Origin of the sequence: Rhizobium sp. PDO1-076, from assembly GCF_000247475.1 — a bacterium.
Classification (GTDB): domain Bacteria; phylum Pseudomonadota; class Alphaproteobacteria; order Rhizobiales; family Rhizobiaceae; genus Allorhizobium.
On sequence record NZ_AHZC01000222.1, the window covers coordinates 86,617 to 112,847 of the forward strand.

28 protein-coding genes are annotated in these 26,231 nt (G+C 59.7%); 22 read left to right on the top strand and 6 right to left on the bottom strand.

What is annotated here, in order from left to right:
* Positions 1-14 precede the first annotated feature (14 nt).
* Positions 15-437: a YcbK family protein gene (locus PDO_RS27205; RefSeq protein ID WP_007602491.1), complete on the bottom strand. Its 423-nt coding sequence runs from the start codon at positions 435-437 to the stop codon at positions 15-17.
* A 200-nt stretch (positions 438-637) separates the two neighbouring features.
* Between PDO_RS27205 and PDO_RS13505 the strand changes: the two genes are divergently transcribed.
* The 16 genes from PDO_RS13505 (at position 638) to trmB (ending at position 14,717) form a co-directional block, all read left to right on the top strand.
* Positions 638-1,039, top strand: a complete 402-nt coding sequence (locus PDO_RS13505; RefSeq protein ID WP_007602493.1) for a VOC family protein — start codon at positions 638-640, stop codon at positions 1,037-1,039.
* Positions 1,040-1,148: 109 nt separating this feature from the next.
* Positions 1,149-2,213 carry a tryptophan--tRNA ligase gene (gene trpS / locus PDO_RS13510; protein ID WP_007602495.1) on the top strand — a complete coding sequence of 355 codons (1,065 nt, stop codon included), beginning with the start codon at positions 1,149-1,151 and terminating at the stop codon, positions 2,211-2,213.
* Between the two features lie 81 nt (positions 2,214-2,294).
* Positions 2,295-2,786 carry a universal stress protein gene (locus PDO_RS13515; protein ID WP_037073993.1) on the top strand — a complete coding sequence of 164 codons (492 nt, stop codon included), beginning with the start codon at positions 2,295-2,297 and terminating at the stop codon, positions 2,784-2,786.
* A gap of 100 nt (positions 2,787-2,886) precedes the next feature.
* On the top strand, positions 2,887-3,450 hold the full coding sequence (locus tag PDO_RS13520) for a NifU family protein (RefSeq protein WP_007602498.1): 564 nt from the start codon (positions 2,887-2,889) through the stop codon (positions 3,448-3,450).
* Positions 3,451-3,470: 20 nt separating this feature from the next.
* Positions 3,471-4,121 carry a tRNA (adenosine(37)-N6)-threonylcarbamoyltransferase complex dimerization subunit type 1 TsaB gene (tsaB, locus tag PDO_RS13525; RefSeq protein ID WP_007602501.1) on the top strand — a complete coding sequence of 217 codons (651 nt, stop codon included), beginning with the start codon at positions 3,471-3,473 and terminating at the stop codon, positions 4,119-4,121.
* Positions 4,122-4,239: 118 nt separating this feature from the next.
* Positions 4,240-4,737, top strand: coding sequence for a GNAT family N-acetyltransferase (locus PDO_RS13530; RefSeq protein ID WP_007602503.1), 498 nt, complete (start codon positions 4,240-4,242; stop codon positions 4,735-4,737).
* 42 nt (positions 4,738-4,779) lie between these two features.
* Positions 4,780-5,208, top strand: a complete 429-nt coding sequence (locus PDO_RS13535) for a Fur family transcriptional regulator (protein ID WP_007602505.1) — start codon at positions 4,780-4,782, stop codon at positions 5,206-5,208.
* Positions 5,209-5,238: 30 nt separating this feature from the next.
* Positions 5,239-6,036 (top strand): lyso-ornithine lipid O-acyltransferase, encoded by a 798-nt coding sequence (olsA, locus tag PDO_RS13540; RefSeq protein ID WP_007602508.1) that lies wholly within the window; start codon positions 5,239-5,241, stop codon positions 6,034-6,036.
* 57 nt (positions 6,037-6,093) lie between these two features.
* Complete coding sequence (miaB, locus tag PDO_RS13545; protein WP_007602509.1) at positions 6,094-7,488, top strand: tRNA (N6-isopentenyl adenosine(37)-C2)-methylthiotransferase MiaB; 1,395 nt, start codon at positions 6,094-6,096, stop codon at positions 7,486-7,488.
* A gap of 40 nt (positions 7,489-7,528) precedes the next feature.
* On the top strand, positions 7,529-8,584 hold the full coding sequence (locus tag PDO_RS13550) for a PhoH family protein (RefSeq protein ID WP_007602511.1): 1,056 nt from the start codon (positions 7,529-7,531) through the stop codon (positions 8,582-8,584).
* A gap of 17 nt (positions 8,585-8,601) precedes the next feature.
* The gene (gene ybeY / locus PDO_RS13555) at positions 8,602-9,111 is read left to right on the top strand and encodes an rRNA maturation RNase YbeY (protein ID WP_037073996.1); all 510 of its coding nucleotides are present in this window, start codon (positions 8,602-8,604) and stop codon (positions 9,109-9,111) included.
* Positions 9,112-9,123: 12 nt separating this feature from the next.
* Entirely contained in the window at positions 9,124-10,311 is a 1,188-nt protein-coding gene (locus PDO_RS13560; RefSeq protein WP_007602515.1) for a transporter associated domain-containing protein, read from the top strand.
* Positions 10,312-10,416: 105 nt separating this feature from the next.
* Complete coding sequence (gene lnt, locus PDO_RS13565; RefSeq protein ID WP_007602516.1) at positions 10,417-12,012, top strand: apolipoprotein N-acyltransferase; 1,596 nt, start codon at positions 10,417-10,419, stop codon at positions 12,010-12,012.
* A 147-nt stretch (positions 12,013-12,159) separates the two neighbouring features.
* A complete protein-coding gene (locus PDO_RS13570) occupies positions 12,160-12,579 on the top strand; it encodes a helix-turn-helix domain-containing protein (protein WP_007602517.1) in 420 nt (139 codons plus the stop codon).
* 166 nt (positions 12,580-12,745) lie between these two features.
* Positions 12,746-14,011 carry a methionine adenosyltransferase gene (gene metK / locus PDO_RS13575; RefSeq protein ID WP_007602518.1) on the top strand — a complete coding sequence of 422 codons (1,266 nt, stop codon included), beginning with the start codon at positions 12,746-12,748 and terminating at the stop codon, positions 14,009-14,011.
* A gap of 4 nt (positions 14,012-14,015) precedes the next feature.
* Positions 14,016-14,717, top strand: coding sequence for a tRNA (guanosine(46)-N7)-methyltransferase TrmB (trmB, locus tag PDO_RS13580; RefSeq protein WP_007602519.1), 702 nt, complete (start codon positions 14,016-14,018; stop codon positions 14,715-14,717).
* A gap of 120 nt (positions 14,718-14,837) precedes the next feature.
* On the opposite strand, the gene PDO_RS13585 is transcribed toward trmB, so the two are convergent.
* Both PDO_RS13585 and PDO_RS13590 read right to left on the bottom strand, forming a co-directional pair.
* A complete protein-coding gene (locus PDO_RS13585; RefSeq protein WP_007602520.1) occupies positions 14,838-15,095 on the bottom strand; it encodes a BQ00720 family protein in 258 nt (85 codons plus the stop codon).
* Positions 15,096-15,143: 48 nt separating this feature from the next.
* Positions 15,144-15,566, bottom strand: coding sequence for an Hsp20 family protein (locus tag PDO_RS13590; RefSeq protein ID WP_007602521.1), 423 nt, complete (start codon positions 15,564-15,566; stop codon positions 15,144-15,146).
* Positions 15,567-15,714: 148 nt separating this feature from the next.
* Here PDO_RS13590 and PDO_RS13595 point away from each other — a divergent pair, with 148 nt between their 5' ends.
* Positions 15,715-16,659 carry a nucleoside hydrolase gene (locus PDO_RS13595; protein WP_007602523.1) on the top strand — a complete coding sequence of 315 codons (945 nt, stop codon included), beginning with the start codon at positions 15,715-15,717 and terminating at the stop codon, positions 16,657-16,659.
* Between the two features lie 76 nt (positions 16,660-16,735).
* Here the strand turns inward: PDO_RS13595 and PDO_RS13600 are convergent, their stop codons facing one another.
* The 3 genes from PDO_RS13600 to PDO_RS13610 form a co-directional block, all read right to left on the bottom strand.
* Positions 16,736-19,081 (bottom strand): methyl-accepting chemotaxis protein, encoded by a 2,346-nt coding sequence (locus PDO_RS13600; protein WP_007602525.1) that lies wholly within the window; start codon positions 19,079-19,081, stop codon positions 16,736-16,738.
* A 240-nt stretch (positions 19,082-19,321) separates the two neighbouring features.
* A complete protein-coding gene (locus PDO_RS13605; protein WP_007602527.1) occupies positions 19,322-20,221 on the bottom strand; it encodes a ribokinase in 900 nt (299 codons plus the stop codon).
* 43 nt (positions 20,222-20,264) lie between these two features.
* Complete coding sequence (locus PDO_RS13610; protein ID WP_085995806.1) at positions 20,265-21,446, bottom strand: DNA recombination protein RmuC; 1,182 nt, start codon at positions 21,444-21,446, stop codon at positions 20,265-20,267.
* Between the two features lie 98 nt (positions 21,447-21,544).
* Here PDO_RS13610 and PDO_RS28345 point away from each other — a divergent pair, with 98 nt between their 5' ends.
* From PDO_RS28345 to PDO_RS13630, 5 genes are all read left to right on the top strand, one after another.
* Entirely contained in the window at positions 21,545-21,694 is a 150-nt protein-coding gene (locus PDO_RS28345) for a hypothetical protein (RefSeq protein WP_160167039.1), read from the top strand.
* A gap of 93 nt (positions 21,695-21,787) precedes the next feature.
* Positions 21,788-23,305 carry a globin-coupled sensor protein gene (locus tag PDO_RS13615; protein ID WP_007602530.1) on the top strand — a complete coding sequence of 506 codons (1,518 nt, stop codon included), beginning with the start codon at positions 21,788-21,790 and terminating at the stop codon, positions 23,303-23,305.
* A gap of 102 nt (positions 23,306-23,407) precedes the next feature.
* Positions 23,408-24,925, top strand: coding sequence for a globin-coupled sensor protein (locus PDO_RS13620; protein WP_007602532.1), 1,518 nt, complete (start codon positions 23,408-23,410; stop codon positions 24,923-24,925).
* Between the two features lie 71 nt (positions 24,926-24,996).
* Complete coding sequence (def, locus tag PDO_RS13625) at positions 24,997-25,509, top strand: peptide deformylase (protein WP_007602534.1); 513 nt, start codon at positions 24,997-24,999, stop codon at positions 25,507-25,509.
* A gap of 54 nt (positions 25,510-25,563) precedes the next feature.
* Positions 25,564-26,231 (top strand): methionyl-tRNA formyltransferase (locus PDO_RS13630; RefSeq protein ID WP_007602536.1); only part of this gene is annotated, 668 nt, incomplete at its 3' end.

Below are 26,231 nucleotides of genomic sequence, written 5' to 3' on the forward strand. Positions count from 1 at the left end.
AACAATGACTGGCGCTAGCAGTGAACCCATCGGCGTTTCGGGCCGATATCGACATGCACCATGCCGTTGCAGTATCGGCCGATGCCTCCAATGCCGGGTGCGCTTGCGGCGGCCGCCAGTATTTTCCGCTCCGGCACGCCGGGCACACGGATATCAGCGGCATAGCAGCGACTGTGTTGAGATCGACCCGACCGCGGCCGGTGCCCGGATGTGACCATCGGCTGCCCCCCGGTCTGTCTTGCGATATGGGCGAGGATAGCCCGCAGTTTGGTCGGAAAACAGCTCGCTCGGACGCTGATGCGTTGTAGAGTGTAAGTATTGCTATAGTCGTTTTTCGGCATGAAGAAGTGCCGTTTTTTGGCATCCACTGCACTTGCCGTTGAATGCAGGGTGAACGTCAAAATACAGCCAAAAACGAGACATGGAAACACGCGCATGATGACTCTCCGGAAAATAAGTTTCAAGTAAGACTATCAAGACTGTGCCGCTTGGTTTTTTATTTCTAAAATTGTGTCAAATTTGAAGCGCATTTGCCTTTACAGCTTCAAAGGTGGTGATTCGCTTGGTGGGCCGGGGTCTTGCGCTGAAGGCGCCGGCCGGCCTAAGACGATTTGCGCATCTGAGCTGAGGAGTAGCCATGACCGCCCGTTCCCTGTTTTTGATCTCGCTTCTGGTTGACGACTACGACCGGGCGAAGGGCTTCTATTGCGACGGTCTCGGCTTTGATTGCCTAGAAGACAGCCCGCAGCCGGAAGGCAAGCGCTGGCTCGTGGTCAAGCCGCCCGGCGGCGACGGAGCCGGCATTCTGCTGGCCAAGGCAGAGGGCGAGGCTCAGAAAGCCGCGATCGGCCATCAGGCCGGTGGCCGCGTCGGCTTCTTTCTCAGAACCGATGATTTTGCCCGCGACCATTCCCGCATGCTGGAGCATGGCGTTGAGTTCCGCGAAGAGCCGCGTCATGAGGTCTATGGCACGGTTGCTGTCTTTGCCGATCTCTACGGCAATCTCTGGGATCTAATCGAACCCGCCCCGCAAAAGTGAGAGCTTGCCCGTAAAAGTGAGAGCTTGATTGCCGGCCATCCGCCGTGCATAAGCCGATCAAACACGCGATCGAAAGATCGGGCCCTCCACCAGCCTGTTGAGGACAATCATGGGTGAGTTCAAGCCGCTGGTATTCTCCGGCGTTCAGCCGACCGGCAATCTCCATCTCGGCAACTATCTCGGCGCAATCCGCAAGTTTGTGGCGCTGCAGGAAAACAACGACTGCATGTATTGCGTCGTCGACCTGCATGCGCTGACCGCGCAACTCGTGCATGACGACATGCCGGGCCAGATCCGTTCGATCACCGCAGCCTTCCTGGCCGCCGGCATCGACCCGAAGCAGCATATCGTCTTCAACCAGTCGCAGGTGCCGCAGCATTCTGAACTGGCCTGGATCTTCAATTGCGTCGCCCGCCTCGGCTGGATGAACCGCATGACCCAGTTCAAGGACAAGGCCGGCAAGGATCGCGAGCAGGCCTCGCTTGGCCTCTATGCCTATCCGAGCCTGATGGCGGCCGACATTCTCGTCTACCGTGCTACCCATGTGCCTGTCGGCGAAGACCAGAAGCAGCATCTGGAACTGACCCGCGACATCGCCATGAAGTTCAACATCGACTTCATGGACAAGATCCGCCCGACTGGCCTCGGCATCGACATCACTGTCGGTGAAGAGCCGGTACATGCCTATTTCCCCATGGTCGAGCCGCTGATTGATGGTCCGGCGCCGCGCGTCATGAGCCTCAAGGACGGCACTAAGAAGATGTCGAAGTCCGATCCGTCGGACCTGTCGCGCATCAACCTGATGGATGATGCGGACGCGATTTCGCGCAAGATCCGCAAGGCCAAGACCGATCCGGATGCGTTGCCGAGCGAAGTCGACGGACTGAAGGGCCGCCCGGAAGCCGACAACCTGGTCGGCATCTTTGCCGCGCTCGCCGACAAGACCAAGGCCGAGGTTCTCGGCGAATTCGGCGGTCAGCAGTTTTCGGTGTTCAAGCCGGCTCTGGTCGATCTCTCGATTGAAGTGCTGGCGCCGATCAATGCGGAAATGCGTCGGCTGATGGCGGACCCTTCCTATATCGATTCGGTCCTGCGCGACGGTGGAGCAAGGGCGCGTGAGCGTGCCGAAAAGACGATGAACGAAGTCCGCGACATCATCGGATTCGTGCGTTAAGGTCTGGCGGAATTTCGGCTGGGTCGTCCGGAACCAGCCGTCATGTCCTTGAATGTTCATGATCCGGAGGCGGGGCTCTTTATGGTATCAACACGCCTGTCACGTCTTGAAGGTCACCGCCGCAAGTTTATGGCGGTGATTGATAATACCCCGGAATGCTCCCGCGCAGTCCACTATGCCGGAAGGCGCGCCAAGAATTCCAACGGCGGGCTTGTGCTGATCTATGTGATCCCGGAAGGCGATTTCCAGCAATGGCTGGGCGTCGAGGAGATCATGCGGGCGGAGGCTCGGGAAGAGGCCGAATCGATCATGGCCAAGTCGGCCCAGACGGTGCGCGAGACGATCGGCATCGAACCGGAAATTGTCATCCGCGAAGGCGGTGCCTATACCGAGATCAACAGTCTGATCGATGAAGACCGCGATATTGCCATTCTCGTGCTGGCTGCAGGCTCGACGAAGGAAGGCCCGGGTCCGCTGGTTTCGATGATTGCAGGGCGAGGTGCCGCGTTCCCTATCCCGGTCACGGTGTTGCCCGATTCGCTGACTGATGAAGAAATCGACGCATTGTGCTGATCTGACGCTGACCTTGCCACTTGAATGGTGCGGGCAATGGGCTTATTTTCTTTTGAAGAATTCTAAACTTTAGCGGTGAAGCCACCGCGTGGAGACCATCATGTTCATCCAGACCGAAGCCACTCCCAATCCTGCCACGTTGAAGTTCCTGCCGGGCAAGGTTGTCATGGAAAGCGGAACGGCCGAATTCCGCGACGCCGAAAGTGCCGGCGTTTCGCCGCTCGCCTCGCGCATTTTCCAAATTCCGGGCGTGACCGGCGTCTTCTTTGGCTACGACTTCGTCACGGTCAGCAAGGAAGGGCCGGAATGGCAGCATCTGAAGCCGGCGATCCTCGGCACCATCATGGAGCATTTCATGAGCGGCGCGCCTGTCATGGGCTCGGCCGCCGTTGCCAATGATGCCGATGGCGACGAAGAGTTCTTCGAAGCCGGTGATGAAACCATTGTCGCCACGATCAAGGAATTGCTTGAAACCCGTGTCCGCCCGGCTGTGGCCCAGGACGGTGGAGATATCACCTTCCGCGGTTTCAGGGACGGCACCGTCTTCCTGAATATGAAGGGTTCCTGCGCCGGTTGCCCGTCGTCGACGGCAACGTTGAAGCATGGCGTCCAGAACCTTCTGCGTCACTTCGTGCCGGAAGTTCAGGAAGTCGAGGCGGTCTGAACCGCCTGTCTGGAGTGAGCATGATTGTTCTTGCGATCGATACGGCAGGCGTGGATTGCGCGGTTGCCGTCTATGATGGTGCGGCGGGCCGCGTGCTTGGCAGCGTCAGCGAGACAATCGGGAGGGGCCATGCCGAGCGCCTGATGGCGATGATTGACGAAGCCTTGGACAAGGCTGGCCTGACGCTCTCCGAGATGACGCGCGTCGCAGTAACTGTCGGTCCGGGCTCGTTTACCGGAATTCGTGTGGGCGTCGCCGCGGCCCGGGGCCTTGCGCTGGCGCTGGGGGTCGAATGTGTCGGCGTATCGACACTGTCCGTCCTTGCCAATCTGCCTGCGCCGGGTGCGCGCCGAACCGTATTGGCGGCAATGAATGCGCATCGGGATGAGGTCTATGCGCAGACATTCGAAAATGGCGAGCCCTGCGACGAGGCGCGCGTGCTCGGGCTCGATGTTTTTCTTTCTGAGGCTGCTGCCGACAATATTTCGGTCATTGGTTCCGCATCGGCTTTGCTGACGGACAGAGCGGTTCAAACTCTGCCGGATCACTTTCCGATCGAGATCGTTGCAGCACTCGGCGCAAAGGCGAAAGCTCAGGGCAAGCCAAAACCGCTTTATCTACGTGGACCGGATGCCAAGCCACAGACCGGTTTTGCAGTGTCCAGAGCCTGAAGCATGGCACCTGTCGGTGGTCGCGGGTTTGGCGACGACATGCTTCGACACAACGATCTAAATAGCTCGGCTTGAACCTGTTCTGGCTTGGCACGCCTCAGAATACAGAGCCTCAAGAATGCGCGACACACTGTTTTACCGTCAGCCTGAATTCGAAATCGTTCCCATGGTGTCTGATCATTGCGCCGCAGTGGCGACACTGCATGCGCAACGCTTTGCACGGGCCTGGGGTGACGGCGAATTCGTCAGTCTGCTACTCCAGCCGAACTCCTTCGGCTTCGTGGCATGGCAGACCAATACGCTGATTTTCAAGGCACCCCTGGCCGGGTTCGTGCTGGCCCGCGAAGTGGCCGGCGAGGCCGAGATCCTGACCATTGCCGTCAATGACAAGATGGCGCGGTTCGGCCTCGGCTGGCGTCTGATGCAGGCGGCCATGCGAGAAGCCCGCAATCGCGGCGGCGAAGCCATGTTCCTCGAGGTCGATGACGGAAACGCTGCGGCGCTCGGACTTTACCGCAAACTCGGATTTGAAAAGGCCGGCGAACGGCCTGCGTATTACACAGATGAATCCGGCCGTCGGACCTCCGCGCTTGTCATGCGTCGCGATCTTCGCTAGTCCGTCGATTAGACGAACAGAACTTGCGGATAACATGGGCTCATGACCGAAGCCATCAAATCGCTGGAAGCGCTTTGTGCCGAACGTGGCATGCGCATGACCGAACAGCGCCGTGTGATCGCCCGTATTCTCGAGGAATCGGCAGATCATCCCGACGTCGAGGAACTGTATCGCCGATCCTCGAAGGTCGATGCGAAGATTTCGATCTCCACGGTCTACCGGACGGTCAAGCTGTTTGAGGACGCCGGCATCATCGAACGCCATGATTTCCGCGATGGCCGATCCCGCTACGAGACGGTCCCGGAAGAACACCACGATCACCTGATCGACCTGAAGACCGGTGTCGTCGTCGAGTTCCATTCGCCCGAAATCGAAGCCCTGCAGGAGCGCATCGCGCGCGAGCACGGCTTCCGTCTTGTCGGCCATCGTCTCGAACTTTATGGCATTCCGCTCGCAAAGGATGAGAAGTAGGCCTATGCGCTCAGGCGGAATGAGGCTCGCGTGATCAACTGGCTGCGCATCGCCCTGTCATTTGCCGTGCTGATTGCCGCCTCCTTGCTGGTGATTCCGGTTCAGTTGCTTGCGCTGCGTTTTAACTGGCGTTTGCGCCGCAGCCTGCCAAGGTTCTGGCACAAGGCAACGCTTCGCGCGCTGGGCATCCGCGTTCATGTCCATGGTCAGCTCGATCCGCGCCGGCCGCTGATGATCGCCGCCAATCATGCATCGTGGAAAGACATCCTCGTTCTCGGCTCGCTCGCCGATGTCACCTTCATCGCCAAGACGGAGGTGGCCTCCTGGCCGCTTTTCGGGGCGCTGGCAAAGCTGCAGAAGACGATCTTCATCGCTCGCGAGGAAAAGCGACGCACCGGTGATCAGGTCAGCGAGATTGCCGGGCGCATGGCAGATGGCGAGATCGTCGTACTGTTTCCCGAGGGTACGACGTCTGACGGCAATCGCGTCCTCAGCGTGAAGTCCTCCCTGTTTGGTGCCGCGGCCGCAGCCTTGCCCGAAGAAGGCGAGGGCGGGGTTCATGTGCAGCCGGTGGCTATCGCCTATACCCGTGTCCAGGGCCTGCCGATGGGGCGCTATCACCGACCGATAGCCGGTTGGCCGGGAGATACTGGCCTTACTGAATCGCTGCTTGGGGTGCTGAAAGCCGGCGCGATCGACGTCGATGTCTCCTTTGGCGTGAGTGTGGAATTCAGCAAGGGCGATAGCCGCAAGCACCTCGCCACGCAGATCGAGGCGCGTCTGCGTGCCATGCTGCTCGCTCATTTGCGCGGCCGCCACAAGCACTGACCGGACGAATTTGATTTTTCGGTTTAATCGGGCAGCGAAAACCACTAAATAGCGGCCATGACACAGGACACAGCGATCATTCCGGCACACCAACAGCCCGGCGCCAATGCGCGCAAGGTCTTCATCAAGACCTATGGCTGTCAGATGAATGTCTATGACAGCGGGCGCATGGCGGATGCGCTTGCAGCAGACGGCTATGTCTCGACCGAGGTCATGGAAGACGCCGATCTCGTTCTACTCAATACCTGCCATATCCGTGAAAAGGCAGCCGAAAAGGTCTATTCGGCCTTGGGTCGCCTGCGCGAGACGAAGAAGGCGCGCGCGGCCGAAGGCCGTGAATTCATGATCGGTGTGGCGGGTTGCGTCGCACAGGCCGAGGGTGAGGAGATCTCCCGTCGCGAACCTGCCGTCGATGTCGTGATCGGGCCTCAAACCTACCACCGCCTGCCGCAGGCCCTGCACCGCGCCCGCACAGGCGAGCGTGTCGTCGATACGGAATATGCGCTGGAAGACAAGTTCGAGCACCTGCCGGCTCCGGTGAAGGTACCCGGCAAGCCGCGCAACGTCACTGCGTTTTTGACCGTCCAGGAGGGCTGCGACAAGTTCTGCACCTTCTGCGTCGTGCCTTATACGCGCGGCTCGGAAGTCTCGCGTCCGCTGGCCCAGCTTCTGGCCGAGGCGCGCAAACTGGTCGATACCGGCGTGCGTGAGCTGACTTTGCTCGGTCAGAACGTCAATGCCTGGCACGGCGAGGATGAAGAGGGCAGGGCGATCGGTCTTGGCGATCTGCTTTACCGTCTGGCCGAAACCCCCGGTCTTGCGCGTCTGCGCTACACTACCAGCCATCCGCGCGACATGGACGACCGGCTGATCGAAGCGCATCGCGATCTGCGCATGCTGATGCCCTATCTGCATCTGCCGGTCCAGGCCGGTTCGGACCGGATCCTGAAAGCGATGAACCGTCGCCACAAGGCGTCGGAATATATCGCGCTGATCGAGCGCATTCGTGCGATGCGTCCCGATATCGCCCTGTCGGGTGACTTCATCGTCGGTTTTCCCGGCGAGACCGACCAGGACTTCGAGGACACGATGAACCTCGTGCGCCAGGTGAATTACGCCCAGGCCTATTCGTTCAAATATTCGACGCGACCGGGCACTCCCGGCGCCGATCTGCCGGATCATGTCCCGGAAGACGTCAAGACGGAGCGGCTCGCTCGGCTGCAGCAATTGCTGCTTGAACAGCAGCAGGCCTTTTCCCAATCGATGATCGGGCGTACCATGGACCTGCTGCTGGAGAAGCCGGGACGCATGCCTGGACAATTAATTGGTAGGTCTCCTTGGCTGCAGTCTGTGAATGTTGATGCAATGTCTTCGAAAATCGGTGACATTATACAGGTACGAATCACCGCAGCCGGCCCAAACAGCTTGTTTGCCGAGGTGGCAGAGGGTTAGAGTGAGGGCCTGAACCTGATCGACACAGGAGCCTGAACGCTTGAACGCAACAGAAGTGGTTTCCTCACCCTCGCGCAATGTCCGCACAACTGCGACCGACGCCAATCACTTCATTTTGACGTTCGAGAACAACCGGCTTGCAAGTGAGCTCTTCGGTCAATTCGACCAGCATCTCAAACTTCTCGAACAGCGCCTGCAGATCGAAGCCCGTGCCCGTGGCAACTCGGTTTCCATTTCCGGCGATCTGCTCGCGACCAATCAGGCCCGCCGGGCGCTCGATTTCCTCTACGCCCGTCTTCAAAGCGGCGGTTCGGTCGAGCTGTCCGACGTCGAAGGCGCGATCCGCATGGCTGTAGCTGCCGATGACCAATTGAGCTTGCCGACGCTGGAGCGCAAGGCCAAGCTGTCCATGGCGCAGATCTCGACGCGCAAGAAGACGATTGCCGCCCGCACCCCGACCCAGGACGCCTACATGCGGGCTCTGGAGCGCTCCGAAATGGTCTTCGGTGTCGGCCCGGCCGGCACTGGCAAGACTTATCTCGCGGTCGCCCATGCGGCCCAATTGCTCGAGCGCGGTCTCGTTGATCGCATTGTCCTAACGCGCCCGGCCGTTGAAGCCGGAGAACGTCTCGGTTTCCTTCCGGGCGACCTGAAGGAAAAGGTCGATCCTTATCTGCGCCCGCTTTACGATGCGCTTTACGACATGATTCCGGGCGACAAGGTCGAACGGGCGATTACGGCAGGCGTCATCGAAATCGCCCCGCTCGCATTCATGCGCGGGCGCACGCTCGCCAATGCGGCAATCATCCTCGACGAGGCGCAGAACACCACATCGATGCAGATGAAGATGTTCCTCACCCGTCTCGGTGAGAACGGCCGCATGATCATCACCGGTGATCCGAGCCAGATCGACTTGCCGCGCGGCGTCACGTCAGGCTTGGTCGAGGCCTTGCAGATCCTCAAGGAAGTTGAGGGTGTATCGATTGTTCGTTTCAAGGACACCGACGTCGTGCGTCATCCTTTGGTTGGCCGGATTGTTCGGGCTTACGATGCGAAGTACATTGTTGCGGAAGAAAGCGAGCAGACCGGCCGTTGAGGTCTGCCACACTGACGATGCAGCATTATTTGGATATACAGATCGCCGTCGAGGCGGATGGGTGGGCAGAAGAGGACGCGCTGGAGGCTATGGCCGAGCGCGTTCTCGGGCTCGCAACGACTTATCTTCGCGACAGGGAAGGCCAGCCCTTCCCGCCGCAGCCGGCGGAACTCTCGCTCGTCTTCGGTGATGACGAGATGATCCGCGAGATCAACGCCGAATGGCGCGGCAAGGACAAGCCGACCAATGTCTTGTCCTTTCCCGCTTTTCCGGTGATGCCGGGCAAGATGCCCGGCCCGATGTTGGGCGATATCATCATTGCCCGCGAGACCGTCGAACGAGAAGCGGTCGAGTTGGAGAAGAGTTTCGAGGATCATTTAACCCATCTGATGGTCCACGGATTTCTGCATCTCTTCGGCTACGATCATCTCGAGACGAGCGATGCGGAACAAATGGAAGCTCTTGAGACTCGCATTTTGCAGGAACTTGGCCTATCTGATCCCTATGCGGGACAAGACCCGATCTGATAGTTTGGAACAATGAGCGATTTTGCGACAAGAACGGCCACTGAGGCCAATGAGGGTTCGGAGGGGTCTTCCTCCGACGACGGCAGTAGTCCGTCGCGAGCGGAAAGCTCGCCCCGACAATCCACCCCCTTCTGGACACGCATTTCCCGCCTTCTCAGGCCGTCCTCGTCGACAAGCCTCCGAGAAGACCTGACGGACGCATTGAAGGCCGACGCAACACTCGGCGAGGCGTTTACCGCCGAAGAACGGGCGATGTTGCATAACATCCTCCGCTTCCGCGAGGTCCGCGTCGAGGACATCATGGTGCCGCGCGTCGATATCGAGGCCGTGGATCACAGTGTCACCATTGGCGAACTGATGACCATTTTTGAGGTTTCGGGGCGTTCGCGCATGCCCGTATACGCCGACACGCTCGATGATCCGCGTGGCATGGTCCACATCCGCGACCTTCTGTCCTACGTTACCAAGCAGGCCCGCAATCGCCGCCGTATCGCTGCCGCCCGTTCTTCGGCGGCAAGTGTCGACAAGGCGGAAAAGACCGAGACAAAGGGCGACAAGGCCAAGCCGAAGGTCGACTTCGATCTGGCTCGCATCGATCTCAGCAAGACTGTTGCAGAGGCCGGTATCATTCGCTCCGTGCTTTTCGTGCCACCGTCCATGCTCGCGTCCGACCTGATGAGCCGGATGCAGGCGGCCCGCACCCAGATGGCACTGGTGATCGACGAATATGGCGGCACCGACGGTCTCGTCAGCCATGAAGACATCGTCGAGATGGTGATCGGCGATGTCGAGGACGAGCATGACGACGAAGAGGTTATGTTCACCCGTATTTCTGACGATATTCTGGTGACCGATGCCCGCGTCGAACTCGAGGAAATCGCAGAGGCGATCGGCCCGGATTTCGACATTCAGGACCGGCTCGACGATGTCGATACCCTGGGCGGCCTGATCTTTTCGGCGCTGGGACGCATACCGGCGCGTGGCGAAGTCGTCCAGGCGCTTGCCGGTTTCGAATTCCACATCTTGGATGCCGATCCGCGCCGGATTAAGCGCGTGCGCATTGTCCGCAAGCGTGCGGCTGCCCGCCGCCGCTCGGTCAAGGGTGAAGGCGAACCCGCCGCCGAACCCAAGACGGGCCGTGGCAAGAAGCCGGCAGACGACACTCAACGCTCTGCCGTGGACAACGAAACGGCGTCATGATTCGACGCTGATTTGCCAATGCCAATTTGTGTCCCGCGAAAAGCGGGACATTGCCTGCGAATTTTGGAACACTGCGCGACGATGATTCGCTCAGAGGGGATGCGCATGGAACGGTTCGCGGGTGGGGTCTTGCTCCTTTGGGGCGCAAGGCGTGCAGCACTCGCTGTTCTTGCAGGCGCGATTGCAGCGCTTGCCCTGCCGCCGGTTGGCTTTTTCGCCGCGATGTTTGTCTCTTTCACATTGCTGGTCTGGTTGATCGACGGCACGACCGGCAATCCGGAGCGCAACAATTCGCTTGGCCTGCGCTCTGCCTTCACGCTCGGCTGGCTTTTCGGCTTCGGCTATTTCGTCGCGGGTCTCTGGTGGCTGGGCAATGCCCTGCTTCTGGAGGCGGATGAATTCGCCTGGGCTTTGCCCCTGGCGATCCTCGGTTTGCCGGCCGTACTGGCGATCTTCTACGGTCTGGCAACCGTCATCGCACGCCTCCTCTGGTCTGACGGCGTTGGTCGCATCGCCGCCCTTGCTGCTGGCTTCGGTATTGCCGAATGGTTGCGCAGTGTCGTTGCAACCGGCTTTCCCTGGAATGCCATCGGCTACGGTGCGATGCCGATACCCCTGATGATGCAGTCGGCTTATGTATTCGGGACTTTCGGCGTCTCGGCACTTGCGGTCTTCGTCTTTGCCACGCCGGCGCTGTTGGGCACGCGCAAGGGCCTCGCGCCGGGCATGCTGCTTGCCGTCGGGCTTGTCGCAGGACATCTGGGTTTTGGCGCCTATCGCCTCTATGTAGCGCCGCCGCTGCCACAGATGGACAAGCCGGTGACCGTGCGCCTGGTCCAGCCAGCGATCGACCAGTCGCAGAAACTTGAAAACACCGATCGCGTTGAAATCTTCGAAAAACACCTGGCGCTGACGGCCGCACCGCCCGCAGACGGAAAGCCGCGACCGGATGTGATCATCTGGCCAGAAACCTCAGTGCCCTTTATCCTGACCGAAAATCCGGACGCGCTGGTGCGTATCGCCGATGTGCTGCAGGACGGTCAGGTTCTTCTGGCCGGTGCCGTGCGTTCGGAAGTCCAGGGAGCGGGCCTTGCGCCGCGCTACTACAACTCGGTCTACATGATCGACGACAAGGGCCAGATCCTCGGTGCTTCCGACAAGGTGCACCTGACGCCGTTCGGTGAATATGTCCCGTTCGAGGATTGGTTGCGCCAGCTGGGCATCGAGGAGTTGATCAGCCTCCCGGGCGGCTTCTCACCGGCCGTCAGCCGCGCGGTGCTGACCCTGCCAGCCGGGCTGGGGCTCTACCCGCTGATCTGCTACGAGATCATTTTCCCCGGCGAGATCGAGCCGAGGCTGGGTGGGGCAAGCGCGATACTGAACATCACCAATGATGCCTGGTTCGGCATGACGCCCGGTCCCTATCAGCACTTTCTTCAGGCGCGAATCCGGGCTGTGGAACTGGGTGTTCCGGTGATCCGCGACGCCAACAATGGCATTTCGGCCGTCATAGACCCTCTGGGACGCATTGTGGACGGTCTGGCCCTCGGATCCGAAGGTGCGCTGGATGCAACTCTGAGTGTCGACAATCTGCCGATATCAGGGGGCTGGCGCCACAACCTAAACTTTTGGTTGGTTTTTGGATGCCTTGGTTTGTGGGCGTTTATTTCTCGCATGGGTTTTATTAGGGGAAAGAATTGACCAAAAACCCCTAAAATTGCATAGTAGTCGCGACCGTAAGTCTACAAGTATGCTGAATGTTCCTGGACGGCGAGTGCAACGTATCGTTTTGGGTACCTGGGGGTATGGGAATATGGTCGGATCGCCAACAATTGTCAGGACCACGTTATGATCGAGAACAAGAAGAAGCCGAACCCGATTGATATCCATGTCGGAAGCCGGATTCGCCTTCGTCGCACGATGCTGGGCATGAGCCAGGAGAAGCTGGGTGAAAGCCTTGGCATCACTTTCCAGCAGATCCAGAAGTATGAAAAGGGCACCAATCGCGTTGGTGCAAGCCGTCTTCAGAACATTTCCAACATACTGAACGTGCCGGTTTCCTTCTTCTTCGAAGACGCGCCGGGCGAAAACAGTGTGACGGCATCGGGAATGGCCGAAGCCTCCAGCTCCAACTATGTTGTCGATTTCCTGTCGTCCTCGGAAGGTCTGCAGCTCAACCGCGCCTTCGTCAAGATTGGCGACCCCAAGGTCCGTCGCAAGATTGTCGATCTGGTCAAGGCTCTGGCGGCGGAAGCCGATACCGAGTGAACACACAGGGTTTGATTGCAAAGAGAGCGGCCGACGGGCCGCTTTTTTTTGCCTCGAATTAAAGAAAATTTTGCTCACATAAAGATATATTTATGTGGTTGTGTTCTTGTTTTTGGCACTTGAACTGAGTAACGATGCCACCATTCATTCTTTGAGGGGAATCCCGATGCGCGCCAACTATCTCTTTACCAGCGAATCCGTATCCGAAGGTCATCCGGACAAGGTTTGCGACCGTATCTCTGACGAAATCGTCGATCTCGTGTACCGGGAAGCGGCAAAAACGGGTGTCGATCCCTGGTCGGTGCGCATCGCCTGCGAAACGCTGGCAACCACCAATCGCGTCGTGATCGCGGGCGAAGTTCGGTTGCCGGATAGCCTGCTGAAGAAGGACAAGGACGGCAACATCGCCAAGGATGCCTATGGTGATCCGGCCGTGAACCCGTCGAAGTTCAAGAGTGCCGCACGCAAGGCCATCAAGGATATCGGCTACGAGCAGGACCGTTTCCACTGGAAGAATGTCAAGATCGACGTGCTGTTGCATGCCCAGTCGGCCGATATTGCCCAGGGCGTTGACAAGGCCGCGGACCAGCAGGGTGCCGAAGGTGCTGGCGACCAGGGCATCATGTTCGGTTATGCCTGCAAGGAAACGCCGGATCTCATGCCGGCGCCGATCTATTATTCGCACAAGATCCTGCAATTGCTGGCAACCGCCCGCAAGACGGGCGAAGGCGACGCCGGCAAGCTCGGCCCCGATGCCAAGAGCCAGGTGACCGTTCGTTACGTCGATGGCAAGCCGTCGGAAGCGGTGTCGATCGTTCTCTCCACCCAGCATCTTGACGAGAGCTGGGATTCCAAGAAGGTTCGCCAGGTCGTCGAACCCTATATCCGCGAAGCGCTCGGCGATCTGAAGATCGCTGACGATTGCAACTGGTACATCAATCCGACCGGCAAGTTCGTCATCGGTGGACCGGACGGTGACGCAGGCCTGACCGGCCGCAAGATCATCGTCGACACCTATGGTGGCGCAGCGCCCCACGGCGGCGGCGCCTTCTCCGGCAAGGACACGACCAAGGTCGACCGTTCCGCGGCCTATGCGGCTCGCTATCTTGCCAAGAACGTCGTGGCTGCCGGCATGGCCGACAATTGCACGATCCAGATATCCTACGCCATCGGCGTTGCCCAGCCGCTGTCGATCTATGTCGACCTGCATGGCACCGGCAAGGATGTCACCGAGGATCAGGTGGAAGCCGCCATCCGCAAGGTCATGGATCTTTCTCCGACCGGCATCCGCCGCCATCTTGACCTGAACAAGCCTGTTTATGCTAAGACGTCCGCCTATGGCCATTTTGGCCGCAAGGCTGGCCGGGACGGCTCCTTCTCCTGGGAGAAGCTCGATCTGGTCAAGCCGCTCAAGGATGCTCTTAAGGCTTGATTGAATGACGGATGCGGAACGCAGGACACGGTCGACCGAAGCTTTTTTCGGTCGGCGCAAGGGCAAACCGTTGCGCGAGCAGCAGGTCGAGCGCATGGGGTCCCTCCTGCCGGAACTGAAGGTCGATCTCGCATCCGAGACACCGACCGACATCAAGACGCTGTTTCCGTTTGCGGTGGATAAGGTGCGGCTTGAAATAGGCTTTGGCGGCGGTGAACATCTCGTTCACCGCGCCCGCACCAACCCGACGATCGGCTTCATCGGCGTCGAACCCTTCGTCAACTCGATGGCGAAGCTGCTTGCCGTTGTCGAGGGGGAAAACCTGCAGAATATCCGCGTTCATGATGATGACGCGACCCAGTTGCTCGACTGGATGCCTGCCGAATGCATCGATCAGATTGATCTGCTCTATCCCGACCCATGGCCGAAGAAGAAGCACTGGAAACGGCGGTTTGTCTCGGAGGTCAATCTGCAGCGTTTTCATAAGGTGCTGAAGCCCGGCGGAAAGTTCTGCTTCGCCTCCGACATCGATACCTATGTCAACTGGACGCTGCAGCATTGCAAGGCGCATGGCGGCTTCGCATGGACCGCACGCAATGCCAGTGACTGGCTGACGCCTTATGAGGGCTGGCCGGGCACGCGCTACGAGGCCAAGGCCCGCCGCGAAGGCCGATCTTCAGCCTATCTGACTTTCTTGAAGATCTGAGAGTTCTGTGCGGGACCGGCGCGATCTGAATTCACGCGACCGAATAGCCGATCGCATCAGCCTTCCATCATTCAGTATCGGCTGTATGACGCTCCGGAAGATGATACGGCCGCTCTGGCTTCAGTGCAGCGAAACCGTTTTCAGATCGTCTTCCGCAGCCTTGAAGAACGTGCTGGAGCGATTGTCGGTGAGCAGGATCGGAGTACCGTCGGCGGCAAAGAGAGCCCAGAGGTCGAGGGTCGGGTCAATATCGGGCGCTTCGGGGAAGCAGCGTGAAACCTCGTCGGATTTCATTTTCCGGATATAACCCACCTCTCCAGCACCCAGATGGGCGAATTCCGATCTGGTGATCCGGGCATTGGCTTCTTTCAGTAACATTCCGAGGCTCCACGAATGAGGGAGATGCGGCAAATCAGGCCGATAGCCTCATAGTGATGCTGAAATGTTAATTTTTCTCACCACCTGCGTGGCTTCTGGACGGATGAGATCGATCGAAAGAAGACCGTTTCGAAGGCTCGCCCTGGTCACTTCCAGGCCGTCATCCAAGGCGAAGATACGCTGGAATTGTCGCGCCGCAATTCCCCGGAACAGATAGGATGGCTCCTCCCGATCGTTCTGCCGACCGCGAACGATCAGTTGTCTCGCCTCGACGCTGACGTCCAGCTCTTCTTCGGAAAATCCGGCGACCGCCAACGTGATCCGCAACCGTGCGGCGCCGGATTCGGCCCGCAGGCGCTCGATGTCATAAGGGGGATAGCTGTCACCGCCGCGCGGACGCTGTACCGATCCGGCTTCGCCGAGGTTGAAGCTGACGATGAAACCTTCACCTGGAAGCCTGCCTCTTGTCATTCTATCCTCGATGCCTCCAGGTGAGCAGAACTCGCCAAACATGACCGTCATATGGGGGGTGCCAGGCAGCATCGCAAGGCACCGGTCGCTTGACAAAATGCAGAAGCGATTGCATCGCTCGGGCAGTCATCATCAGGATTGCCTTTCTATGAAACAGCCCCGCAAGATCATCATCGACACCGACCCCGGTCAGGACGATGCCGCTGCCCTCATGCTCGCCTTTGCAAGCCCTGCCGAACTCGACGTCGTTGGTGTCACCACGGTCGCCGGAAATGTGCCTTTGAACTGGACGAGCCGCAATGCCCGTATTGTCTGCGAGCTCTGCGGCCGCCCGGACATCTCCGTTTACGCCGGCGCCGACCGCCCCATCCAGCGACAGCTGGTGACGGCAGAACATGTGCACGGCAAGACCGGCCTGGATGGTGCAGACCTGCCCGAGCCGACCATGCCTCTGCAGCAGCAGCATGCCGTCGACTTCATCATCGAGACACTGCGCCGGGAAGAGCCGGGCACAGTGACACTGTGCACGCTTGGTGCGCTCACCAATGTCGGCCTGGCCCTGCAGAAGGCGCCGGATATCGCCCCGCGCATCCGCGAACTCGTCATGATGGGGGGCGGCTTCTTCGAGGGCGGCAACATCACCCCGGCTGCCGAGTTCAACATCTATGTCGACCCGCATGCTGCTGCTGCCGTCTTGGCCGCTGGCATTCCTGTCGTGATGATGCCGCTTGATGTCACCCATCAGCTCCTGACTAGGAGGACCCGCGTCGCCCGCATCGCGGACATTGGCACGCCGGTTGCCAAGGCCATGGTCGGCTGGCTGGAATTCTTCGAGCGCTTCGACGAGGAGAAATACGGGTCCGATGGCGGCCCGCTGCATGATCCGACGGTGATTGCTTATCTGCTCAAGCCGGAACTGTTCAGCGGCCGTCATTGCAATGTCGAGATCGAGGTGGAATCCGAGCTCACCATGGGCATGACGGTGGTCGACTGGTGGCGTGTGTCCGGCCGCACGCCAAATGCCCAGGTCATGCGCAATGTCGACGCCGATGGCTTTTTCGATCTGCTCGTCGAACGGTTTGCCCGCCTTTGATACTATTGCCGCGCTGAAACAGCAAAGGCCGCCGGGGAGCCGGCGGCCTTTGTCATTTTGGTTTGTCTGATCGAGATCAGAACTCTTCCCAGTCGTCACCCCCGCGCGACCCACCACCGGCGGCGACCTTCTTCGGTGCCGGCTGATAACTGGGTGCCGGTGCCCGGGCATGCGTTGTCTGAGGGCGGGCGGGCGCACGCAACGTCTGGGCTGCTGCCTGGAGGGCATGCACCGGGTTGCGGTGTCCGCTGACGGTAAACCGGGATACCAGGCCCTTGAGGTTTTCGGCCTCGCTGCGCAGGGTCATGCTGGCCGCAGTCGTTTCCTCGACCATCGCTGCGTTCTGCTGGGTCACCTGGTCCATCTGGTTGACGGCCGAGTTGACTTCCTTCAGCCCCGAGGCCTGTTCGCTGGCGGACGCGGAGATCTGCAGGATCAGACCGTTGATCTGCATGACCTGATCGGAAATCTTCTGCAGTGTCTCGCCGGCCTGGCCGACCAGCTGCACACCGTCGCGGACCTGAGCGCCCGATGCGTTGATCAGCGTCTTGATTTCCTTGGCTGCATTCGCCGAACGTTGGGCCAGTTCACGCACTTCCTGTGCCACGACCGCAAAGCCCTTGCCGGCTTCGCCGGCACGCGCCGCCTCGACACCGGCATTGAGTGCCAGCAGGTTGGTCTGGAAGGCGATTTCGTCGATAACACCGATGATGCGCGAGATTTCCTGCGACGACTGCGCAATGCCCTGCATCGAGGTCACGGCGCGCTGGACGACTTCGCCCGACTTCTCCGCATCCTGCACGGCAACACTGACGGTATTTGCAGCAATACCGGCATTGTCGGCACTCGAATGAACCTGCTCGGTCAACTCGTTGAGCGCGGCCGCCGTTTCTTCGAGGCTGGCAGCCTGCTGTTCTGTGCGCTTGGAGAGGTCTGCTGCACTCTCCGAGATCTCGCTACTGCCAGCGCCAATGTTGACGACGCTGACATTGACCGAGGCAATCGCCTGCTCGAGGCTGGCAAGCGCATTGTTGAAGTCGCGCTTGAGAGCTTCGTAGTCGCCGGGGAAATCATCGCCGATACGGTAGGTCAGGTTGCCCTGGGACAGTTGCGCCAGACCATTGCCGAGTGCAGAGACCACGTGCTGCTGCACGGAGGCGGATTGGTTGCGTTCCTGCTCGGAGCGCCGACGTTCGCCTTCGGCGTCATTGCGTTGCGCCTCGGCTTGTGCCGCAAGCGTATGGCTCTCGGCGAGGCGATGGCGAAAGCCTTCGAGCGCCTGCGCAACGAGGCCGATTTCGTCCTTGCTGTCCTGACCGGTGACCGGTTCGGAATACTGGCCGGCGCTCAGGGTCTTCACGCTGGCAACAAGCCCACCAAGCGGAGTCTGGACGAAGGATCGCACCGCGCAGTAAAGGGCAAACATCACGGCGCCGAGAACGATCAGTCCTCCGATGACCATCATGTAGGTCTGGGCTTCGAGGGGTGCGTTGATCGCCGCATGCGGCACATCGACGAGAACAACCCAATTGGTGTTCACGTCCGGCAATGCGAAGGGATAGACGACCCGGTCGAAACTGCCCTGGCCGTCATCGAGACCCTTGATCACGCCACCGGTCAGCGAAGTGATGGCGGATTTGACAAGATCGGCGCCGGTGCCGTCATAATCTTTCATCTGCAGATCCGGGGTCGGCGCTACGATCCACTTGCCGGTTTGGGAAAGCAGCGTGACGCGGCCGGATCCAAATGGCTGCAGCTTGTTCAGCTTGTCGGCCATGGCCTTCAGCGAGATATCGACGCCGCTGACCCCGATCAGTTTGCCGTTGACCGTGACCGGATAGGCGATGGAGGTCATCGCGGTATTTTCGCCCGTGGTCGATTCGGCGTAAGGCGGCGAGATCGCGCCCTTCAGGCTCTTTGCCGCGAGCGAATACCACGGTGCGACATAGTCGGAATCGAAGGTCGAGAAGGTAAAGCCGCCATCCTTGCTCTTCGTCCAATAGGGATTGAAGGTCCCGTCCTTGGACGAGCCGAATTCAGGCTTGCCAGCCATGCTGGGCGACTGTCCGTCAAAGGCATTGGGCTCCTCGGCGAACCAGCTGCCGAAGGCAAAGGCATTCTGCTCGACATTGGCTTTCAGCATGTCGACCACCGCCTTGCGGTCGACATACTTGCCGTCCTGTCCACGCCCGATGACGCCGGCCATTGAACGGGCTGCGCCGGCGAGTTCGCCAACGGCGGCGCCAACGTCTGTCGCAATAGCTTTCGCTTCGGCATTCGCCTGATCCATCGTCAGGGTCTCGACCCGATTGCGGGTCTGCGAAATGAGAAACAGGTTGGAGACGAAGAGCACGACGGCAATGGCGACGCCGGTCACGAGAATGAGTTTGGCTGCCAGGGATTTCATTCTGAAAATAGACATTAGGTCCTCGCGGTCATATGGAGGATTAATGCATCGGATGCGCATGATGCGCTCGCAAGGCAAGGATATGCCCCGTCATGGAGCAGGAGGGCGCAGTCTCCGGGCCGCATGGTTCACGGCTCAGCTTCGCCCCGGAAGATGAATCCCAATCTCTAAACTTTGCGTAAAAGCCAATCTATAAACGCCCGGAAACCGGGATGTTTCATGGTAAATTCTTGAAGGCTCGACAGCAAAGACATTTCATGTTCTGGCCGCGACATCTTCGGCCATGGGAATAGACGGCTGAGCCCCTGGCTTCAGGCAGGCGAGTGAGCCCGCGACCGCAGCGCGACGCAAGGCGTGTTCGAAATTCAGCCCTTGATCCAGGCTCGCGGCCAGATAGCCGCAGAACGTGTCACCCGCACCGACGGTATCGACCGGTTCGATCTTCAATCCCTTGGCCCGGTGTAGCGCGCCTTCGTGCGCGGCCACCACGCCGTCGCCGCCGAGCGTGACGATCAGCGTCTGTTTCGACTTTCCATGCATGTCGAGCATCAGCGCTTCGCGTGCGTCCGAGGTCAACTCGGTTGTGCCTGTCAGCAGTTCGAATTCCGTCTCGTTGGCAATGACGAAATCGGCTAGGGCCGCCAGGGTTGCAGCTTCAGGCGTCAACGGTGCGGTATTGAGAACGGTGCGCACGCCACGCGCCTTCGCAGCCTTCAGTGCTGCTTTGACCGCGTCAGCCGGAACTTCGAGTTGAAGCATCAAGAGGTCCGTGGATGAAAGCGCCGCAACGGCCGCTTCCGCCTGGGCAACATCAACAAGACCGTTCGCACCGGGAACGACGGCAATCATGTTTTCTCCGTCGCCGCCGACCAGGATCAGTGCAGTACCGGTCGGGCCGGTTTCATGGCGCACGCCGGAAAGATCGGCCCCGGCTTTGTCGAGAAGATCGAGTGCGGGTCCGGCAAACTCGTCCTTGCCGACCGCCCCGACCATGCGCACGCTGGCGCCCGCGCGCCGTGCGGCAAGTGCCTGATTGGCGCCCTTGCCGCCTGCTGCTGTCGCAAAGCCGGTGCCGGATACCGTCTCGCCAGGCGTCGGCAGCCGCGGCGTATTGGCAACCAGATCCATGTTGATGGAGCCGAAAACGGTGATCATGCGCTGAGCCTCTCTTTTTTCTGCGCTCTTTTGGACCAGGCGGTCAGTCCTCGTCAACAACCCTGAGCTTGAGCAGCCCGGTCCGGCTCTCGACCGTCTTGGCAGGCGTGTCCTCGCCCTCGACCCGCCCGTCTGGTATCCCACCGGGCACCTCGAATTCCATCGCCTCGATCTTCGCCCCGCGCCGCGCGAGCTTGTCCGAAGACGTCAGGATCTGGTCGACGTCCTTTTGTGCCGCGAGGAAATGTCCCTGAAGCTTCCTTGTCCGGTCATCGAGCCGGTTCAGGTCTTCCATCAGCCGGATGACTTCGCCCTGGATCAGATGGGCCTGCTCACGCATGCGCTGGTCCTTCAAGACCGCCTGAATCACCTGGATAGACAGCATCAGCAGCGACGGCGAGACGATGACCACGCGCTGCTTGTGGGCCTTCTGCACGACGCCCTCGAAGTTTTCATGAATTTCGGCAAAGATCGATTCCGATGGCACGAACAGGAAGGCCATGTCCTGCGTTTCGCCGGCGATCAGGTACTTTTCCGAAATGTCGCGGATATGCACCTCGAGATCGCGGCGGAATTGCTGGCTCGCGATCCGCTTTTGCTCAGCGGTTTCGCCGTCGCGGATCGCATTCCAGGCTTCCAGCGGAAACTTGGCATCGATCACCAGCGGCGGAGAATTGTTCGGCATGCGGATCGTGCAGTCCGGCCGCATGCCATTTGATAGCGTCGCCTGGAATGTAAACGCGCCCATTGGCAACCCGTCGGCAACGATGGTCTCCATACGCGACTGGCCAAAGGCGCCGCGCGTCTGCTTGTTGGAGAGGATGGCCTGCAGCCCGACCACGTCCTTCGCCAGCGACTGGATGTTGTTTTGCGCCGCATCGATCACGGCGAGCCGTTCCTGCAGGCTCCGCAGATTGTCATGCGTCGATTTCGTCTGCTCGGTGATTGTCGTGCCGAGGCGATGGGTCATGCCATCCAGCCGCTGGCTGATCGATTGATTGAGTTCCGCCTGCCGGCTGCCGAACACATCGGCCATGATTGCAAGCCGCCCCTGCATCTCTGCCTGGGCCTTCAACAGTTCACCGAGGCGGGCTTCCGCCGCCTGTTCACGTCGCAGTGCCTCTTCCTGATGCCGCAGCCGTGCGCGTCCGGAGCGCCAGACACCCCATCCCAACAGCACGAACGGAGTGGCGATCAGCGCCAGCGCGAAGCAAGCCAGAACCATGGGTGAAAGGGTGACTGAGCCGATGGTCACCGCCGGAAACTGGTATGGGTTCATAGTGTCAAGTCTAGCAGATTCGCATTGTCCGCATAGATCAAAGAGTGAACATTCGTCTTGATTGCGTCGGCGAAGCAAATATCAGAAAAAAATTATTTGCCGCCACATTTGACGAAGCGCAAATCAGCAAAATCGAAATGGCTGTTTTGCGCTCATTTCAAGAAGGTGCAACTTATGTGCTCAAAAACACGTAGTTTTCGGCAACCAAAACTTTACCATTTAAGCATCTCTTGAAGTACATACATCAGCACTCGCTGATGAAACTAGGACGAGAGCGTAGAAACATCATGACGTCGAACGAAGATAACGTGGTTCTGAAAGCAAGGCTGAAATTCCTCGGTCTGGACGACAAGGCACGCGACACACTGCGTCTCCTTGGCCCGGTGATCCGCAAGAATGTCGGTGCCGCCCTGGATGTGTTTTACGCTCAGGTTCGAAAGACGCCCGAGACGGCCGCCTTCTTCAAGGGCGAAGAACATATTCGCAGTGCAAAGGGACGCCAGGAGCAGCATTGGGGCATCGTTGCCAATGCCGACTACAACGAAACCTATGTGCAGGGCGTCACCATGGTCGGCAAGGCGCATGCCCGCATCGGACTGGAGCCGCGCTGGTATATCGGCGGCTATGCTCTGCTGCTTGAGCAACTGGTCCATGCGGTGGTCCGCGATCGTTGGCCAAGCCGCTTTGGCAGGCAGAATGCGCCGCAGATGGCCGACGAGGTTTCGGTCATCGTCAAGGCTGCGCTTCTCGACATGGACTATTCAATCTCGGTCTATCTCGATATTCTTGCAGCCGAACGAAAGCAGGCAGAAGAAGCCCGGCTGAAGGCGGAGGCCGAGCAGGCCGTTGCTCTGGCGGCTCTGCGCAGCGTTTTGACCAAACTCGCCTCGGGCGATCTGGCAGCCCGCCTGACCGATGAAATGCCGGCCAACTTTGTCGAGATGGCCAAGGACTACAACAACTCGGTCGAGTCGCTGCAGGCGACGATCACCACGGTTCGCGGCGCGGCCGATGAGATCTTTCGCTCGACCTCGGCCATTTCGTCGGCCACCAATGATCTGGCGCAACGCACCGAACAACAGGCAGCCGGCCTCGAAGAGAGCACGGCAGCGCTGCACGATCTCACCCAGAATGTAACGCTCACGGCAGATGGAGCCCAGAAGGCTTCGGTGGTCGTCGGTGTGGCGCTGACGGAGGCGCGCGTGTCCGAGGAAGTGGTCTCGCGTGCGGTAGAAGCCATGGGCGCGATCGAGAAGTCCTCCGATGGTATCTCCAAGATCATCGGCGTCATCGATGAGATCGCCTTCCAGACCAATCTTCTGGCCCTCAATGCTGGCGTGGAAGCGGCCCGTGCTGGCGAGGCTGGACGCGGCTTTGCGGTCGTTGCCCAGGAAGTGCGCGAGCTTGCCCAGCGTTGTGCCAGTGCGGCCCGCGAAATCAAGGGTCTCATCTCGCAGAGCTCGAGCCAGGTTCAGACCGGTGTCGGCCTGGTCAACAATGCCGGCGAGGCCTTGGAAAAGATCATCGTCCGAATCGGCGAGATCAACGACATCGTCTCCAAGATCGCCTCTGCCGCAGCCGATCAGTCCGGTGGCCTGCGCGAGGTCAACACCTCGATCAGCTCGATGGACCAGATCACGCAGCGCAACGCTGCGATGGTCGAGGAAACGTCTGCCCAGACGGTGACGCTCAGCGATGAGGCACAAAGGCTGGTTGCAGCGCTTCAGGGCTTCAAGACGGATGGTGGCACTCACGCAGGCAGCCGGGATCGTACCGCGCAGATCACCTACCGACGGGCGGGTTGAGGGCAAGACTCTTCGGGATTGTTTAGTCTCTGTTTAGGATAACCATGGCAGGTGTAACGACAACCGGTGATCACCGGAATAGCCAACGCCTGTGATGGAACCATGACCCAGAAACCAAACACCGATCTGTCAGAACGCCTCGACTTCCTCGAAATCGATGACAGGACTCGGGCGACGCTCAACGAGCTGCGCCCGACCATCAACGACACCATCGGCGATGCGCTGGACAAGCTCTATCTGAAGATTGCACGCACCCCGAAGCTCGCAAGCTTCTTCCGCGACAAGGCGCACATCACCGGCGCCAAGAATTCCCAGATGGCGCATTGGGACAAGGCGGCCAAGGGTGGCTTCGATGCAGACTATGTCAAAGGTGTGACGGCTGTCGGCAAGGCGCATGCCCGCATCGGTCTTGAGCCGCGCTGGTACATTGGTGGCTATTCCATGCTGATCGGCGAACTCGCCGCGGGCATCCTGGTCAAACACTGGCCGTTCCCGTTCGGCAAGCAGCATGCCCATGCCCTGGCAGACAAGCTCAAGGCGCTGGTCAAGGCCGCCATGCTGGACATGGACTATTCGATCTCCGTCTATCTGCAGGAACTGGATGCCAGGCGCGTGCAGCTTGAAGAAGAGCGCTTGCGGTTCGAGGCCGACCAGGCCATCGCAATGGAACACTTGCGCAAAGGTCTGGAAGCCCTGGCACAGGGCGATTTCGAAGCCCGCATGACCAGCGACCTGCCGCAGAATTTCAAGGAAATGGCCGGCTATTACAATGACACGGTCGACCGGCTGAACACCTCGTTCGCCGCCATCCGCCGCGCGTCGGACGAAATTCTCAACGGCACCGAGACCATCGCCCGTGCGTCTGGCGAATTGGCCAACCGTACGGCCAAGCAGGCAACAGGGGTTCAGGAAAGTTCGACGGCTCTACAACAACTCTCGGTCAGCGTCAGCCAGACGGCGGCCAATGCCGAACGAGCCTCGATGACCGTTCGCGAAACCCAGCAGCAGGCCCAATCCTCCGGTGCAGTCGTCTCGCGTGCCGTATCCGCCATGGGCGCGATCGAAAAGTCTTCGACGGAGATCTCCAAGATCATTGGCGTTATTGACGAGATTGCCTTCCAGACCAATCTTCTTGCACTCAATGCTGGCGTCGAGGCGGCCAGAGCAGGCGAGGCCGGCAAGGGTTTTGCGGTCGTGGCACAGGAAGTCCGCCAGCTTGCCCAGCGCAGCGCCGATGCTGCCAAGGCAATCAAGCAGTTAATCTCGCAGAGTTCCGATCAGGTGAAGGAGGGCGTTGGCCTCGTCTCCGGCACTGGTGATGCCCTGACCGACATCATTACCCGCATCGATGCGATCAACGCATTCGTCTCGGACATCGCGACCGCCGCCAAGGACCAGGCCATGGGGCTGAACGAAGTCAACCAGGCGACCCGCAACATGGATCACCTGACCCATGAAAACAGCGATATGGTCGAGCAGACATCGGAAGAAACACGCCGTCTTCGCGCCGAAGTGGCCGGTCTGGTCGAGTTGCTGAGCCATATCCGCACCCGCTCCACCGAGCATTCTGGGGCAAAACCAGGTGCGTCTTCTAAGCATTCAGGTCGCCGGGCGGCCTGAGACACTGTAAACGGAGCGAAATCGTGCGTTTTTCGATTTCCTCCGTTTCGATCTTGCGCTAAGTGAGGCCCATGACGATAAAGCCTCTCATCATCCTCCCCGACCCCCTCTTGCGTCAGGTCTCCCAGCCCATTGAGCGGGTAGACGCCGATATCCGCAGGCTTGCCGAAGACATGCTTGAAACCATGTACGAGGCACCCGGCATCGGTCTTGCCGCAATCCAGGTTGGCGTCGCCCGCCGCATGCTGGTCATCGACATCTCCAAGGAAGGCGATGAGCGCGAGCCACTGGTATTCATCAATCCGGAGATTGTTCGTTCCTCCGACGAGCGCTCGGTCTATGAAGAGGGATGCCTGTCGATCCCCGACTATTATGCCGAAGTCGAGCGCCCGGCTGCGATTACGGTCAAGTCGCTCGACCGTGAGGGCCGCGAAACGCTGACGGAGGCCGACGGTCTCCTGGCAACCTGCCTGCAGCATGAAATCGATCATCTCAACGGTGTGCTGTTCATCGACCACATCTCCCGCCTGAAGCGCGAGATGGTGATCAAGAAATTCACCAAGGCTTCCAAATCAAAGCTTTGATCCGTCGCGCCCGTCGAGGGCGCGCCCATTTTCCGGTTCTGAAGGCGAGACGCCATGTCACTTCGCATCATCTTCATGGGCACGCCGGATTTTTCCGTGGCGACCTTCAGGGCGCTGGCTGAGGCCGGCCACGAGATCGCCGCCGTCTACACCCAGCCGCCGCGTCCCGGCGGCCGTCGTGGTCTCGATCTGCAGAAATCTCCGGTGCATCAGGCCGCTGAACAGCTTGGCCTGCCTGTCTTCCATCCAGTCAACTTTCGCGACCCTGCCGACCGCGATCACTTCGTCGCCCTGAAGGCCGATGTCGCGGTGGTGGTTGCCTATGGTCTCCTGCTGCCGGAAGCAATTCTAAACGGCACGCGGCTCGGCGCCTATAATGGCCATGCGTCGCTGCTGCCTCGTTGGCGAGGAGCTGCTCCCATCCAGCGGGCGATCATGGCAGGCGACCTGCAGACCGGCATGATGGTGATGAAGATGGACAAGGGTCTCGATACCGGCCCGGTCGCACGCACGGCAATGGTCGACATCGGGCCGAACATGACTGCCGGTGAATTGCACGACCGCCTGAGCGCGGTCGGTGCCGCGACCATGGTCGATGCCATGGCGGCACTCGAAGCCGGCACGTTGACTACGGTTGCGCAGCCGGAAGAGGGTGTGCTTTACGCGGCGAAGATCGACAAGAGCGAAACCCGCACCGACTTTTCGAGACCGGCGACGGAGGT